Raw genomic sequence first — 14,619 nt, 5'->3', positions numbered from 1 at the left:
TCACGCAGCCGCGTGTTCGCCCGGCGGCGAGCCGGCCACGCGGCGCAGCGCCTCGACGTCCAGCACTTTCACGGTATAGCCCGCCACGTCAATGACCTGGCGCTCGCGCAACTGGCGCAGCACGCGCGAGAAGGTCTCGGGGGTCACGGCCAGTTGCGAGGCGATGGCCCGCTTGCGTTCGCGCAGCGCCACCAGGGCGGTCTTGCCGCCCTCGCTGCCGGGACGCAGCTCGGCATGCTCCAGCAGCCAGGTTGCGCAGCGGGCCTCGGCATCCTTGAGCATCAGGCCCAGGGTGCCTTCGGTCAGGCAGCGCACCCGGCGAGCCAGCGCGCGCACCAGGCCGTCGGCGAGGCTGGGGTGGTCCATGCAGCACTCGCGCACCGCCTCGCCATCGAAGGACCACAGCAGCGCCTCGCCCTGGGTCACCGCATCTTCGAGGTAGCGAGCGTCCAGCCAGGCGCTGGCCACATCGAGCCACTGACCGGGCTCCACCAGCCGGGTCTGCTGGGCGAGCCGCCCCTCGCGCAGCGTGCCCAGCGCCACTTGGCCCGAGACCACCAACCACAGCGCCAAGCCCCTCTGGGTGCGATCGAAGACCACCTGCCCCCCCTCCAGCAGGTGTTCGCGTGCCACAGCGGCCAGGGCCTGTGCCGCCTCGCGGGTGACCCGCGCCGGCGCCAGCGCGGCCTGTAGCAGCGCCACCCTGGCGTCGAAAGGAATGCCCCGCTCACGCTGGGCCGCGCCGGCGGGATGGCCTCGGTATCGGTCCATGAGCCTGTTCATCGTCTGCTCCACACACCCGGAGATCGTCGAGCCCCGACTGTCTCAGTTCGGCCCGCGGCGGGTATTGCGTTGGCTCAAGAAAGCCGATCTGCACCGGCCCGGCCTCCCACGGCCTGCGGGTTCTCCCCAGGAACGAAACTTGATCCACCGCAAGGCCCATCGGCCCGCACCTTCCCCCGCTCAGGGCATTGCGCGCACAATGGCCGACACCCCCGGGCCCATCGCACCGGGCCCTGCAGCGCCGCCATGCTTCCCGGTTTCCAGTCTCCCGCCGTCGGCTTCGACCAGCCCTTCGAGATGCTCGAGGCCTGCCATGAACGCGTGCAACGCAGCGTGGCCCTGTTGCAGCGCCTGGCCGAGCATCTGCACCGGGTGGGCAACGACGCGCCGGCCCGCCAGGCCGCGGCCGATGTGCTGCGCTATTTCGACGTGGCCGCCCCGCACCACCACGAAGACGAGGAGCGCCATGTCTTCCCGCCGCTGCTGGCCCTGCCCCGGGACGCGGCCCATGCTGCGGTGCACGCCGCGGTGCGCCGGCTCCAGCAGGACCACCGGCTGATGCACCATCTCTGGCAGGGCCTGCGCGAGGCGCTGCAGCGCATCGCGCAGGGCCAGGAAGCCGACTTCTCGCACCAGGAACTGGAACTGCTGCAGCGCTTCATCGGGCTGTACGACAGCCACATCGCGCTGGAGGAGACCGTGATCTACCCCGCGGCCCGCGGCCGGCTGAGCGCACGGGACCAGGCGGCGATGGGGCTGGAGATGGCCTCGCGTCGGGGGGTGGTCTCCACCGGCCCTACCGCCGCGACACGCTGAAAGCCGGTTGCTGACGGGCGCTGGCCACCAGGCGCAGCACGCCCTGCAGGCGCTCCTGATCGACCGGCTTGGTGAGATAGTCGTCCATGCCCGCATCCATGCAACGGGCCCGGTCCATCGGCATGGCCCGTGCCGTGAGGGCCACGATCGGGCAGCGCCAGCCGTACTGGGCCTGCAGGGCCCGGATGCGGTGGGTGAGTTCGATGCCGCTCATCCCGGGGATCTGCAGGTCCAGGAAGATCAGGTCGAACTCCTGCGCATCGCACAGCGCCAGCGCCTCCTCGGCGGTCACCGCCGCCGCGACCTGGTGGCCGCAGCGCCGGATCATCTGGCTGGCGATGAAGCGGTTGACCGCGTGGTCGTCCACCAGCAGCACGTGCAGGCCCTGGGCATCCTCGGGCAACCCCTCGTCGGTCTCCAGCCCGGCCAAACCCAGGTAGCCGGTGGACTCATAGCGCGAGCGCGCCTTGTCGCGCGAAACATTGACCGTGGTGGACGCGGCCGTGCCCCAGCTCTGCAGGAGTTCGTCATCACCCGCCGACTGGGCCGACGGGACCAGGGGCAGCAGCGGCAAGGTCAGGTGGAAGCGGCTGCCCACACCGAGCTCGCTTTCGGCCCACAGCTGTCCGCCCAGCGCCTGCGCCAGCCGGCGCGAGATCGTCAACCCCAGCCCGGTGCCGCCAAACTCGCGGGTGGTGGAGCTGTCGGCCTGGGTGAAGGACTCGAAGATGCGATCGAGCTTGTCCGGCGCGATACCCACGCCGGTGTCGGCCACGCACAGGTGCAGCACCGCCGAGCCGCCACGGCCTTCAGGCCAGGCCGTCACGTCCACCCGGCCCTGGCGCGTGAACTTGATGGCATTGCCCACCAGGTTGACCAGGATCTGACGCAGCCTCAGCGGGTCGCTCACAAGCTGCGACGGCAGTTCGGGCGCCACCGTGCACCGCAGGCTCAGGCCCTTGTCGGCCGCGCGCGGCTCCAGCGGCGCCAGCACCTCGTGCAGCAGTGCCTGCAGGTCGAAGCCGAGCTGCTCCACGGTGAGGCGCCCGGCCTCGATGCGCGAGAGGTCGAGGATGTCGTTGAGGATGTTCAGCAGCGACGTGGACGAGGACTTCACCAGCGTCAGGTAGCGGCGCTGTGTCTCGTTCAGCGGGGTGTCCAGCGTGAGGTCCACCAGGCCCATGATGCCGTTCATCGGCGTGCGGATCTCGTGGCTCATGTTGGCGAGGAACTCGCTCTTGGCCCGGCTGGCCGCCTCGGCAGCGGTCTTGGCCTCACGCAGGGCGGCCTCCACCTGCTTGTGCTGCGTGATGTCGGTCACCACACCGAGGATGCCGCCCACCTGGCCCTGGGCTCCCGTGAACAGGGTGCGGCTGTGGATCAGTTCGCGCATCTCGCCCGAGGGCAGGGCCAGGCGCGTCTCGAAGGTCTGCACTCCACCACTGGCGAACAGGCGCTGATCGTGCACCTCCTCGTCGGCGCCGCCGCTGCCCAGGACGTCGCGCGCGGTGCGGCCCAGGAAGTCCTCGCGGCGCACGCCGAAGAGGTCCTCACAGGCCCGGTTGCAGCCGATGTAGCGGCCCAGCGCATCCTTGAAGTAGACCGGGTTCGGGATGATTTCGACCAGTTCTTCGATGAAACGGAGCTGGTGCAGCACCTCCTCCTCGGCCTGGCGCTGCAGCGTCACGTCGGTGTGCGTGCCCACCATGCGCAGCGCCTGCCCCTTTGCATCGCGCGCCACCACCCGGCCGCGCGAGCGCACCCAGCGCCACTGGCCGTCTCGGCTGCGCACGCGGAATTCGCCCTGGTAGCGCGGCGTCTCGTTGCGCAGGTGGGCCTGGAGCTGCTCACGGGCCTCGAGACGGTCCTCGGGGTGCATGTGCTCGCGCCAGCGCTCCAGGGTCATCTCGAACTCCCCCGGCGCATAGCCCAGGATCTCCAGCAGGCGGGGGCTGAAATAGGCCTCGCCGGTCGTCAGGTCCCAGTCCCAGAAGGCGTCCTGCACGCTCTCCATGGCCAGGCGCATGCGTTCAGCGTCACGATGCTGCTGTCGCGCCTGGGCCAGCTCGGCCTCCAGCGCGGACTGCGCGGACGCCACCGACTCCAGCCAGCGCTGCAGCTTCACGACAGCCTGCGCCCGCCCCGCCGGCTCGGCCAACACGAGGGCGCGCAGCCAGGCGGCCAGCTCCTCGGGCTGGCTCATGCCCAGGTGGGTATGCATCAGCTGCGTCAGGGACGACCCCCAGTTCATGCGGGCAGGCTCGGCGAGGACTATGCGTTCTTTCGGCATAGAAGGAGCATTGTGCCGGTTGCCAGGCAGGCCCATGTCCCCCAAGAGGGGGAACTCACAATTCGCAACAGTGCCGCCCCGGCCCCCCGTCGATTTCTTCACGCCTGGGCGTGCTGCGATCCAGGGCTCACCGGCAGGGGCCATGCCATTGACGAAACACCCAGGGCGGCATCGGGTCGGGATGGGCAAAGAGCCCCCGCCGTGCCGCCCGGGCCTGGGCTTGCTCGTCATCGTAGAGGCCGCGCCCCGACGCAAAGCGGTAACTCCAGGCCCATCCCTCGGTCACCATCCAAGCCCCCACGTCCTCGCCGTCGTGACGCAGCCGCCCCAGCCAGCGGGCATAGGCGTCCCGTCGGTGCAGGTGAATGCGCACCGATTGGCCGTGCAGCCGCTGCGCCAGCGCCGTCCGGGCTTCGGGACCGCCCGCCTGACAGGTCTCGGGCGCATCGATGCCGTCGATGCGCACCTTCACCCGGCCTGCGGGCTGCCAGCCTGCATCGCCCAGTTCGACCCAGACCGTGTCCCCGTCAGTGACATGGACCACCGTGGCCAGGTGCTCCACCGGCACGGGGCCCTGCGCTGTCGCCGCGGTCGGCCAGGCAGCACACAGGGCGAGCACCGCCCGCACGATCCCGGCCCGCAAGCCCGGCCCCTCAGGCCCTTGCCCTGCGGGGGCCTGCCGCGACAGAATGCACCCCGGGGCGACCACCGGGCCCCGCGGGCCCGACGGCAGACCGGTTCCAAGGAGGATCGCCATGCCGACCTATCAATACCGTTGCGAAAAGTGCGGGCATGTCTTCGAGCATGTCGAACACATCGCCGAGCACGAAACCGTGCGACTGACCTGCCCCAAATGCGGCAGCCCGGCCGTGCAGCATACGCCCACGCGCTTTTTTGCACAGACCTCGAAGAAGAGCTGAACCGCACGGGCCGTGCGACAAAGGCCCTGCGGCTCACGGATCAAGACCCCTGTGGGCGTCCTTCAGGATGCGGGCCAGCCGGTCGGCCAGTTTTTCGTTGCTGAGTTTCTCGCGGAAGCGCTCGACCATCAGCGGCAGGCTCATCGGGCTGGGGTGGCGCAGGTCCACCACCTCGCGGCGCCAGGCCTGCAGCCGCTCCAGCGTGGCGGTGAGGCGCCGCAGGTCGAGTTCCTGACTGAGCACCTCGCGCTCGGCCTGGCCGAGCAGCAGGTTGCCGGCATCGTACTTGCGGAAGACCTCGAAGAACAGGCTGCTGGAGGCCTGGAGCTGCTTCATGCTCTTGGGGGCGCCCGGGTAGCCGCTGAACACCAGCCCCGCCACACGGGCGATCTCGCGGAAGCGCCGCTGCGACAGCTCGCTGGCGTTGAGGCTGGCCAGCACGTCGCGCAGCAGCTCGTCCGTGGTGAAGACCGAGCCGTCCAGCACCGGCGAGAGGTCCACCGGCTCGGCACTGAGCAGCTCGAAGCCATAGTCGTTCATCGCGATGCTGAAGGTGTTGGGCCGATCGCGCGCCAGCCGCCAGGCCAGCAGGCTCGCCAGCCCCAGGTTCACGAAGCGACCCGCAAAGGGATAGAGGTAGAGGTGCTGGCCTTCGCGCGAGTGGTAGCGCTCGATCACCAGCGTGCCGGGCCGGGGCAGCCGCGAGACGCGACGCTGCATCTCCAGCATGGGCCGCGCCGTCTCCAGCTCGGGCTCGACGAAGTCGCCCTGGTCGGCCCCGGCCAGCAGTTCGAGCACGGCGTCGGCCATCTCGGTGGACAAGGGCATCTTGCCGCCGCCCCAGCGCGGCACGGCCCCGCGGTGCTTCTCGGCACGGCGCACGTAGGCCGTCATGTCCTGCACGCGGATGAACTCCAGCAGCCGCCCGCCGAAAAGGAAACAGTCGCCCTTCTTCAGGCGCGCGATGAAGCTCTCCTCCACCGAGCCAAGACTGGCCCCGCCCAGGTACTTCACCTGCATCGACGCGTCGCTGACGATGGTGCCCACCTGCAGCCGGTGGCGGCGCGCGATGCCGGCATCGGGCACGCGATAAACACCCTCGACACATTGCACACGATGGTATTCGGGGTAGGCGTGCAGGCTCTCGCCGCCGCGTTCGACGAACGCCAGGGCCCAGCGCCATTCGGTGTCGGTGAGCTCGCGGTAGGCCCAGGTGCTGCGCACCTCGGCCAGCAGGTCGGAGGCTTCGAAGCCGCCGCCCAGGGCCACGGTGACGAGGTGCTGCACCAGCACGTCCAGCGGCTTGTCGGGCGACTCGCGCTTTTCGATGCGCCCGGCCTGCGCGGCACGGCGCGCAGCGGCGGCCTCCACCAGTTCCAGCGTGTGGGTGGGCACCAGGGTCACGCGGCTTGGCCGGCCCGGCGCGTGGCCGCTGCGGCCGGCCCGCTGCAGCAGGCGTGCCACGCCCTTGGCGGAACCGATCTGCAGCACACGCTCCACCGGCAGGAAGTCCACGCCCAGGTCCAGCGAGGAGGTGGCCACCACGGCCTTCAGCCGCCCCTCCTTCAGGCCCCGCTCCACCCACTCCCGCACCGCCTTGTCGAGCGAGCCGTGGTGCAGCGCGACGATGCCGGCCCACTCGGGCCGCGCCTCCAGCAGCATCTGGTACCAGATCTCGGCCTGCGAGCGGGTGTTGGTGAAGACCAGGCTGGTACCCGAAGCTTCGATCTCCTCGACCACCGGCGCGAGCATCTGCCCGCCCAGGTGGCCCGCCCAGGAAAAGCGCCCCGGCTCGTGAGGCAGCAGGGTATCGATCACCAGGGTCTTGTCCACCCGTCCCTGCACCAGCTGGCCCCCGTGGTGCCCCAGCAGCACGGCCATGGCCTCTTCCAGGTTGCCCAAGGTGGCGCTCAGGCCCCAGGTGACGAGTGACGGATGCCAGCGCCGCATCCGCGCGAGCGCCAGCTGCACCTGCACCCCCCGCTTGTTACCCATCAGCTCGTGCCATTCGTCCACGATGACGGTGTGAACCCCGGCCAGCCGCTCGCGTGCATCGGAGCGCGTGAGCAGCAGGCTCAGCGACTCGGGCGTAGTGACCAGGGCCTCGGGCAGGCGGCGATCCTGCCGGGCCCGCTCGGCGCTGGGGGTGTCGCCGGTGCGCAGGCCCACACGCCAGCGCGGTGCCAGGTCCGGCAGGGGCAGAGACAGGGCCCGCACCGAGTCGGCCGCCAGGGCCCGCATCGGCGTGATCCACAGCACCCGCGCGCCCGCTCGCGCCGGGGCTTGTTTGCGGTCGCGCATCAAGGCCCCCAGCCACACCGCATAGGTCTTGCCCGAGCCGGTGGTGGCATGGAGCAGTCCGCTGCGCCCGGCCGCCATGGCCTGCCAGACCTCGCGCTGGAAAGGAAAGGCCTGCCAACCTCGCCCGGCCATCCAGGCCTCGGCCGGGGTGAGGTCCCGTTCGTTGGCGTCGCGGTCGGTACCCATCGGCTCAGGCCGTGAGGATCCAGCCTTCGAGCCCGTCCACCTGCGGCGGCCAGCCCCAGCGCGGCCGATCGAGCGCCCAGGCCGCCTGCATCAGGCACAGCACGGCGTCCAGCCGGTCGCCGCAGGCATCAGCCGCCAGCTCATCGCGCTGCGCCGAGCTCAGGTGCAGTCGCAGGCCGAGCCGGCTGCGCCCCTGCACCAGCGCCTCGATGAGGTCCTTGCGGGCGATCAGGCGTTCGGGCGTCTGGCGGGCCGCTTCGTCGCTCTTGTAGCTGCGCGCACCGATCAGCTCGCGCGCCAGCATCCCCGGGTAGCCCTCCAGCGCCACGCGGGAGGCATCGCCCGCCTGCAGGCCCGGCAGGTGCACGCCGGCGCGTCGCAGCGCCGGCACGCCCGCGTGCAGCATGTAGGCCACCGGTGGGTTGACCCATTTCATCGACGGCGATGAGCCTGCCGGCCGGTCGGCCGCCCGGTGGGCAAACTTGGCTCCCGCCGGCCGTGCCTGGCAGAAGGCCGCGAAGGTGGCCCGGATCTCGGCACGCGGCAGGGCGGCGTAGTGATCCATCAGCGCCGGCCATTCGGTGGGCCAGCCCAGCTGCTCCACCAGCTCGCGCGGCAGCCCGAACGGGAAGTCGAACGCCCCCACCCAGGGGCCGGGCTGAGCCAGCCAGGCCTCGAAGCCGGCTTCATTGGTCAGCGCCTGCATCTGCAGCAGGCGTACGCGCGAGCCCTGGCGCTCGCCGACGGCGACGGTGATGGGCTTGCGCCGCGTGGGCCGGCTGGTGAAGTCCACGCCCACCAGGCGCAGCCCTTCGGGCCAAGGCCCATCGGCATGGGGATTCAGCAACAAGTCTTGCACGGGTGCATTGTCCCGGAGCCGGCAAAGCCCCGCCCGACTCCTCCACAATGGAGGGCTTCAGCCACCAGACCATGGATCAAGCCCTCTCGCCCGCTTCGCCGCGCCGCCTGGGGCGGCGCATCGCCTGGACGCTGGCGGCCCTGCTGGTGCTGGGTTTCGCCGGCCTGCAAGGGGCCGCCTGGCAGCTCAAGGCCCAGGTCGAGCAGGCCCTGGGGCCGCGCGCCACGGTGGGCAGCCTGCGCATGACCTGGGCCGGCGTGGAAGCCACCGAGGTGCGCGTGCGCTCCACCCGCAGCGAGCGTGCCGGGAGCTGGCCGGCCGACGACGAGCTGCGCGCCCAGCGCATCGTGCTCACGCCCGACCTGTGGGGCCTGCTCAGCGCCGACCTGCGCGTGCGCCGGGTGCGGATCGACGGCGGCTACCTGTCGATGTGGCGCACGCGCGAGGGGCGATTGCGTGTGCTGCCGGCCCTGTTCGACCGCCCGCGAGACCCCAAGGCCTCCGGCCAGGACGGCGCCGGACCGCCCCTGCACATCGCGCAGATCGAGCTGCACGACGCGGCGCTGGAGTTCTTCGACGCCACGGTACGCCAACCGGCCCTGAAGCTGCGCCTGGAAGGTCTGCACTCACGCGTGGGGCCGCTGGACCTGCCGGGCCTGGACACCCCCACCGCCTTCGAGCTCGACGGCACGCTCAAGGGCGTGCAGCGCGATGGCCGAGTGAAGCTCTCCGGTGAGGTGACCCTGGCCACCACCGATGCGCGCGTGAAGGCCGACCTGCGCGGCGTGGACCTGGTGGCCCTGCAGCCCTACCTGATCAAGGTGTCGGAGGCCGGGGTGCGACGCGGTGCGATGGACCTCAGCATAGACGCCCGCGTGCGCCAGCAGCAGTTGCATGCCCCGGGCCGGCTCACACTGACCGGGCTGGAGCTGAACAGCAGCGGTGGCGTGCTGGGCACCTTCGCGGGCGTGCCGCGTCAGGCGGTGCTGGCCGCGATGAGCCGCGACGGCCGGCTGGAGGTGGCCTTCACGCTGGAGGGCCGCCTGGACGATCCGAACTTCTCGCTCAACGAGAACTTCGCGCTGAAGGTCGCCGGCGGTATCGCCTCGGCCCTGGGCGTGAGCCTGGGGGGCGTGGTGGAAGGCGTGGGGAGCGTGATCAAGGGCCTGTTCGGCCGATGATCGAGGCGGTGGCGATCAGTTCCTCCAGCAGCGCCATCGAGACCCGGCCCGGCACGGTGTAGGGATCGAGGGTGGGCTTCTCGGAGTACTTCAGCACGATGGACGGATTGATCTTGCCGAGGTTCACCTGGCCCATCGTCCAGCCGGCAAAACGGCGTTCGGTGATCTCTTCGTAGTGCAGCAGCACCACGTCCTTGTGGCGGTCGTCGCGGACGATATCGCCATAGAGCTTGTTGACCGCCTCACGCCCGCCCTCGAGCACCTGCATGAACAGGCCGCCGCTGTGGCACAGGATGCCGGTGATGCCCAGCGGCGGGTTGTGGGCCCGCGATTGCGCCAGGATGGACTCGATGACCTCGTGCGTGAGCGGCTGGGCCGCGCGGCTGGCATAGAGCAGACGGACGAGCATGGGGGGACCTCATGGCTTCTTGCTGTTGAGCAGCGCCAGGAACTCGCGGCGCAGGTTGGCGTCCTTCAGGAAGCTGCCGCGCATCACGCTGTTGACCATCTTGGAGTCCATGTCGCGCACGCCGCGCCACTGCATGCAGAAGTGGTCGGCCTCCATCACGATGGCCAGGCCGTCGGGCTGCATCTTGTCCTGCAGCAAGTCGGCCACCTGCGTGACGGCCTCCTCCTGGATCTGCGGGCGGCTCATGATCCATTCGGCCAGGCGTGCGTACTTGGACAGGCCGATCAGGTTCGAATGCTCGTTGGGCATCACGCCCACCCACAGCCGCCCGATGATGGGGCAGAAGTGGTGCGAGCAGGCGCTGCGCACCGTGATGGGCCCGACGATCATGAGCTCGTTGAGACGTTCCACGTTCGGGAATTCAGTCACGTCGGGCTCGGCCACGTAACGGCCCTTGAAGACCTCGCGCAGGTACATCTTGGCCACACGGCGGGCGGTGTCCCTGGTGTTGTGGTCGCTCTCGGTGTCGATCACCAGGCTCTCAAGCACGCCGGCCATCTTGGCCTGGACCTCGTCGAGCAGGGCCTCCAGCTCACCCGGCTCGATGAACTCGGCGATGTTGTCGTTGGCATGGAAGCGGCGCTGCGCGGCCTTGATGCGCTCGCGGATGCGCACCGAGACCGGCACGCCTTCGTCGTCGCTGGGCTTGGGAACGGAACTCAGTGCGGTCATGGACGTGGGCCTTGCGGGGGTCAGGCGCCGATCCTAGCAGCCGGGCCGCGCGCCCCCGCGCATCCTCGCGCAATGGCCCCCGGGTGTCCAGGCCTATCGCAGCAAAGCCTCCAGCGAGGTCAGGCTGTCGGCCTCGTGCAAGGGCTTGTCGTCGCGGATGCGCAGCATGCGGGGAAAGCGCACCGCCAGGCCGCTTTTGTGGCGCGTGCTGCGGTTGATGCCTTCGAAGCCGATCTCGAACACCAGCGTCGGCCGCACGCTGTGCACCGGCCCGAAGCGCTCCAGCGTGGTGCGGCGGATCACCGCATCGATGCGCCGGAACTCCTCGTCGCTCAAGCCCGAATAGGCTTTGGCAAACGGCACCAACTGCAAGGCCCCGGGCTGCGCCGGCTCGCGCCGGGCGATCGCCTCCACCACCGCCTGGGCCTCGGCCGCATCGCACGGCGGACGGCTCCACAGCGCAAAGGTGTAGTCGGTGTAGAGGCTGGCCCGGCGCCCGTGGCCGCGCTGGGCATAGATCAGCACGGCATCCACGCTCAGCGGGTCGATCTTCCACTTCCACCACACGCCTTCGGCCTTGGTGCGCCCGGTGCCGTAGCGGGCCTCGCGCTGCTTGAGCATCAGGCCCTCCACGCCGCGCTCGCGCGAACCCTCGCGCAGCCGGGCCAGCTCTGCCCAGTCGGCCGCCTCCACCAGCGGCGACACCTGCAGCACCGGCCGGCCGTCGGCGCGCTGGCCGAGACTGGCCGCCAGGGCCTCGAGCTGCAACCGGCGCGCCGCCTGCGGCTGCATCCGCTGGTCCCGGCCCTCCCGCTCCAGCAGGTCATAGGCGAGCAGCACCACCGGCACTTCGGACAGCACTCGCCGGCTCAGGGTCTTGCGGCCGATGCGCTGCTGCAGCAAGGCAAAGGGCGCGGGCCGCTCGTCCTTCCAGACCACCAGTTCCCCATCGACCACGGTGCCGTCGGGCCAGGCACGTGCCGCCTCCACCACCTCGGGAAAGCGATCGGTCATCAGCTCCTCCCCACGCGACCAGATCCACACCTGGCCGGCGCGGCGCACCACCTGCACGCGGATGCCGTCGTACTTCCACTCGGCCTGCCAGCCGGCCACCGGCCCCAGCACCCCGCCCATCGCCTCGACCGGTGTCTCCAGCGGATGGGCCAGGAAGAAGGGATAGGGCTGACCGGCGTCCAGGCGTGCATCGATCGACGGCGACACCAGGGCCTCGAAACGTGCCGCATCGGGCGGTGCACTGGCGGCACGGCCCGTCGTGGCCAAGCCCATCAGCCGCTGGGCGATGACCTCGGGTGGCAGGCCGGCATGCTCGGCCAGCGCGCGTGTCACCAGCAGACGCGACACCCCCACGCGAAAGCCGCCACCGATCAGCTTGCCCAGCAGGAAGCGGCCGGGCGTGTCGAGTTCGGCCCACCACTGGCGCAGCCGCTCGCGCTGCACCTCGGGCGGGGCCTCGCGCAACGGCAGCAGGCGCTGCTCCACCCAGTGCGCCAGCCCCAGGTCCGCGCTCGCCGCCGGGGGCGGCAGGATCAGCGCGATGGTCTCGGCCAGATCCCCCACGCTCTGGTAGCACTCCTCGAAGAGCCAGTCGTCAATGCCTGCCGCCTCGCAGGCCCAGGCCTTGAGCTGGGCCGTCCCCACCACCCGACGCGGCCGGCCACCGCTCAGGAAGTACACCGCCCAGGCCGCGTCGGCCGCTGCAGCGCGCTCGAAGTAGCGGCGCAGCGCCGCCACCTTGTCGCGGGTGGACGTGGTCGCGTCCAGGTCGGCATAGAGGCGGGCGAAGTCGCGCATCGCAAGCGTCAGTTCTCGTCGCCGTACTCGGTGCGGAACGAGCCGGCCTCCAGACCCTGCTGCTGCAGCCAGCGCACCATCACCGCTTCGTACCCATGTGTCACGATCACACGCGACGCCCCGCTTTCGCCGATGGCCCGCAGCAAGGCTGGCCAATCGGCATGGTCACTGAGCGCGAAGCCCCGGTCCACGCCCTGCCGGCGCCGCGTGCCGCGCAGACGCATCCAGCCGCTCACGTAGCCGTCACGCGCCTCGGCCAGGCGGCGCTCCCAGGCGCTGCGCGAAGCTGCCGGCGGGGCGATGACCAGGGCCCGGGCCAGCGTCTCGGCCGTCAGCCCCTGCCCCAGCTCCAAGACCTCGGGCAGCGGCACGCCGGCCGCCACATAGGCCCGGTTCACCGCAGCGACGGCAGGGTGCACCACCAGCGGCCCCGGCCCCTCGCCCAGGCCGTGCAGCAAGCGCTGCGCCTTGCCGAAGCTGTAGGCGTACAGCAGGCTGGGCCGGCCCTCGGCTGCGTTGGCGGCCCACCAGTGCCGAATGTCGTTTAGCACCTGCGCCTGCGGCTGCCACCGGTAGATGGGCAAGCCGAAGGTCGATTCGGTGATGAAGCAGTCGCAGCGCACCGGCTCGAAGGCAGCGCAGGTGCCATCGGCTTCGAGCTTGTAGTCGCCCGACACCACCCAGACCTCGCCACGATACGCCAGCCTCACCTGGGCCGAGCCCAGCACATGCCCGGCAGGGTGCAAGGACACCGTGACACCGCCGATCGTCACCGTCTCGCCATAGGCCAGGGCCTGCAGCGAGATTTCGCCCAGGCGCTCGCGCAGCACGCCCGCGCCCGGTGCGGCCGCCAGGTAGTGCCGGTGGCCGCTGCGCGCGTGGTCGGCATGGGCGTGGGTGATCACCGCACGCTCCACCGGGCGCCAGGGGTCGATGTAGAAATCGCCGGCCGGGCAATACAGCCCCTGCGGGCGCGCCACCACGAGATCGGTGCGCGCGGCCATGCCTTCAGTACCGTCCGGTGGCCCCGGCCACCCGCATGAAAAGGCGCGCCATCCAGGCCACGAAGCCGCGACGCAGGTAGCGCCGCCATGCCGGCAGGCCCAGAGTCTGCACCGTCACTTCCCTTGAGGCGGCAACGGCCTGGTCGATCTCACCGGCCAGCTCCTGGACGAAGTGTCGGTCCTGCACGATCACGTTGCCCTCGAGGTTGACCAGCAGCGACAGAGGGTCGATGTTGGAGCTGCCCACGGTGGCCCAGTCATCGTCGACCACGGCCACCTTGGCATGCAGGAAGGCCGGGGTGTACTCGAAGATGCGGATGCGGTGGCCCAGCATCTCGTCGTAAAGCGCCTGCGCCGCCAGCGCCGCCATGCGGTAGTCGACCTTGCCCTGCAGCAGCAGCCTCACTTGCACGCCCCGCTGCGCCGCATGGCGCAAGGCACGGCGGAAGGCCCGACCCGGATAGAAATACGGACACACCAGGTCCACCCGCCAGCGGGCGCGACGGATGGCCTCGATGTAGGCGCGCTCGATGGTGCGCCGCTGCCGCAGGTTGTCGCGCACGACAAAGGCCACCCGCACCGGGCGCGGATCGCTCAGCGCCTGCTCCACCACCTGCCAGCGTGTCGTGCGCAGGCGCCGCAGCAGGCGCCGCGCACGCGCCACCGGGTGGGAGCTGCGCGCCAGCTCGACGAGTTCGTCGCGCCAGTCCCGCCCCAGACGCGAACGCGTCCACAGCGCGCGTGCAGTCTGCTCCATCATGGCCACCACCGGGCCGCGCGCCTCCACCGCATAGTCCAGCCGCGGCTCATCGCTCCAGCCGTGATGGATGTCGAGCCGGTCGTCGATGATGTTGATGCCCCCGACGAACCCCACGTCCGCATCGACCACGCACAGCTTCTGATGCAGACGGCGCAATTGCCCGGGTTGCAGCCAGCTTCGCCAGCCCTGCAGCGGACGGAACACGGAAAAACGCACCCCGGCCTCGGTCAGCTCGCGGCCGATGCGCGCCAGCGCCAGCCCCGAACCGAAGCCGTCGACCACCACACTGACCCGCACCCCGCGCCGCACGGCCTGCGCCAGGGCCGCCATCATGGCCTGGCCCGCCACATCGTCATGAAAGATGTAGGTCAGCAGCCAGACCCGGTGCCGGGCACGGGCGATGGCCTCGTGCATCGCGGGAAAGAGCTGATCCCCGCCGCGCAGCAGCCGCACCTGGTTGGATCCGGTGAACAGCGCCCGGGCCTGGGCATACCAGGCCAGCACGTGGCGGTCCGGTTCCGACGGTCCGTCCAGGACCCGGGCCTCGTCGGGGGGGGCTGCCATCG

The 14,619-nt window shown here is 70.6% G+C and carries 13 protein-coding genes; 3 read left to right on the top strand and 10 right to left on the bottom strand.

Translation table 11 applies throughout. The annotated features are described in order from the left end of the window. Entirely contained in the window at window positions 1-771 is a 771-nt protein-coding gene (locus AC1ECW_RS14550) for a Crp/Fnr family transcriptional regulator (RefSeq protein WP_409707052.1), read from the bottom strand. Window positions 772-1,029: 258 nt separating this feature from the next. Here AC1ECW_RS14550 and AC1ECW_RS14545 point away from each other — a divergent pair, with 258 nt between their 5' ends. Further along, window positions 1,030-1,599 carry a hemerythrin domain-containing protein gene (locus AC1ECW_RS14545; RefSeq protein ID WP_409707049.1) on the top strand — a complete coding sequence of 190 codons (570 nt, stop codon included), beginning with the start codon at window positions 1,030-1,032 and terminating at the stop codon, window positions 1,597-1,599. Here AC1ECW_RS14545 and AC1ECW_RS14540 read toward each other — a convergent pair. Then, window positions 1,580-3,820: a PAS domain-containing protein gene (locus AC1ECW_RS14540; protein ID WP_481202124.1), complete on the bottom strand. Its 2,241-nt coding sequence runs from the start codon at window positions 3,818-3,820 to the stop codon at window positions 1,580-1,582. The genes AC1ECW_RS14545 and AC1ECW_RS14540 overlap by 20 nt on opposite strands. A 196-nt stretch (window positions 3,821-4,016) precedes the next feature. Beyond that, window positions 4,017-4,457: a thermonuclease family protein gene (locus tag AC1ECW_RS14535; RefSeq protein WP_481202123.1), complete on the bottom strand. Its 441-nt coding sequence runs from the start codon at window positions 4,455-4,457 to the stop codon at window positions 4,017-4,019. A 187-nt stretch (window positions 4,458-4,644) separates the two neighbouring features. Here AC1ECW_RS14535 and AC1ECW_RS14530 point away from each other — a divergent pair, with 187 nt between their 5' ends. Then, window positions 4,645-4,809, top strand: a complete 165-nt coding sequence (locus AC1ECW_RS14530) for an FmdB family zinc ribbon protein (RefSeq protein WP_409660896.1) — start codon at window positions 4,645-4,647, stop codon at window positions 4,807-4,809. A 33-nt stretch (window positions 4,810-4,842) separates the two neighbouring features. Here the strand turns inward: AC1ECW_RS14530 and AC1ECW_RS14525 are convergent, their stop codons facing one another. Both AC1ECW_RS14525 and AC1ECW_RS14520 read right to left on the bottom strand, forming a co-directional pair. Beyond that, window positions 4,843-7,296 carry a ligase-associated DNA damage response DEXH box helicase gene (locus AC1ECW_RS14525; RefSeq protein WP_409707040.1) on the bottom strand — a complete coding sequence of 818 codons (2,454 nt, stop codon included), beginning with the start codon at window positions 7,294-7,296 and terminating at the stop codon, window positions 4,843-4,845. A gap of 4 nt (window positions 7,297-7,300) precedes the next feature. Next, a complete protein-coding gene (locus tag AC1ECW_RS14520; RefSeq protein WP_481202122.1) occupies window positions 7,301-8,155 on the bottom strand; it encodes a DUF429 domain-containing protein in 855 nt (284 codons plus the stop codon). A 71-nt stretch (window positions 8,156-8,226) separates the two neighbouring features. Between AC1ECW_RS14520 and AC1ECW_RS14515 the strand changes: the two genes are divergently transcribed. Beyond that, the gene (locus AC1ECW_RS14515; protein WP_409709016.1) at window positions 8,227-9,336 is read left to right on the top strand and encodes a DUF748 domain-containing protein; all 1,110 of its coding nucleotides are present in this window, start codon (window positions 8,227-8,229) and stop codon (window positions 9,334-9,336) included. Here AC1ECW_RS14515 and AC1ECW_RS14510 read toward each other — a convergent pair. The 5 genes from AC1ECW_RS14510 to clsB all read right to left on the bottom strand — a co-directional run bounded on the left by AC1ECW_RS14510 (window position 9,314) and on the right by clsB (window position 14,617). Next, window positions 9,314-9,745, bottom strand: a complete 432-nt coding sequence (locus AC1ECW_RS14510) for a BLUF domain-containing protein (protein ID WP_409709019.1) — start codon at window positions 9,743-9,745, stop codon at window positions 9,314-9,316. The two genes, AC1ECW_RS14515 and AC1ECW_RS14510, sit on opposite strands and share 23 nt — an antisense overlap. A 9-nt stretch (window positions 9,746-9,754) precedes the next feature. Beyond that, window positions 9,755-10,477: a GTP cyclohydrolase I gene (gene folE / locus AC1ECW_RS14505; protein ID WP_409709022.1), complete on the bottom strand. Its 723-nt coding sequence runs from the start codon at window positions 10,475-10,477 to the stop codon at window positions 9,755-9,757. 93 nt (window positions 10,478-10,570) lie between these two features. Further along, window positions 10,571-12,289 (bottom strand): ATP-dependent DNA ligase, encoded by a 1,719-nt coding sequence (locus AC1ECW_RS14500; protein ID WP_481202121.1) that lies wholly within the window; start codon window positions 12,287-12,289, stop codon window positions 10,571-10,573. An 8-nt stretch (window positions 12,290-12,297) separates the two neighbouring features. Beyond that, window positions 12,298-13,293, bottom strand: a complete 996-nt coding sequence (locus AC1ECW_RS14495) for a ligase-associated DNA damage response exonuclease (RefSeq protein WP_481202120.1) — start codon at window positions 13,291-13,293, stop codon at window positions 12,298-12,300. A 4-nt stretch (window positions 13,294-13,297) separates the two neighbouring features. Further along, window positions 13,298-14,617 (bottom strand): cardiolipin synthase ClsB, encoded by a 1,320-nt coding sequence (gene clsB, locus AC1ECW_RS14490; RefSeq protein ID WP_481202119.1) that lies wholly within the window; start codon window positions 14,615-14,617, stop codon window positions 13,298-13,300. Window positions 14,618-14,619 lie beyond the last annotated feature (2 nt).

This window comes from Caldimonas hydrothermalis, from assembly GCF_056746695.1.
The sequence above is the reverse complement of the archived record's forward strand: the minus strand, read 5'-3'. Positions and strand labels throughout refer to the sequence as shown.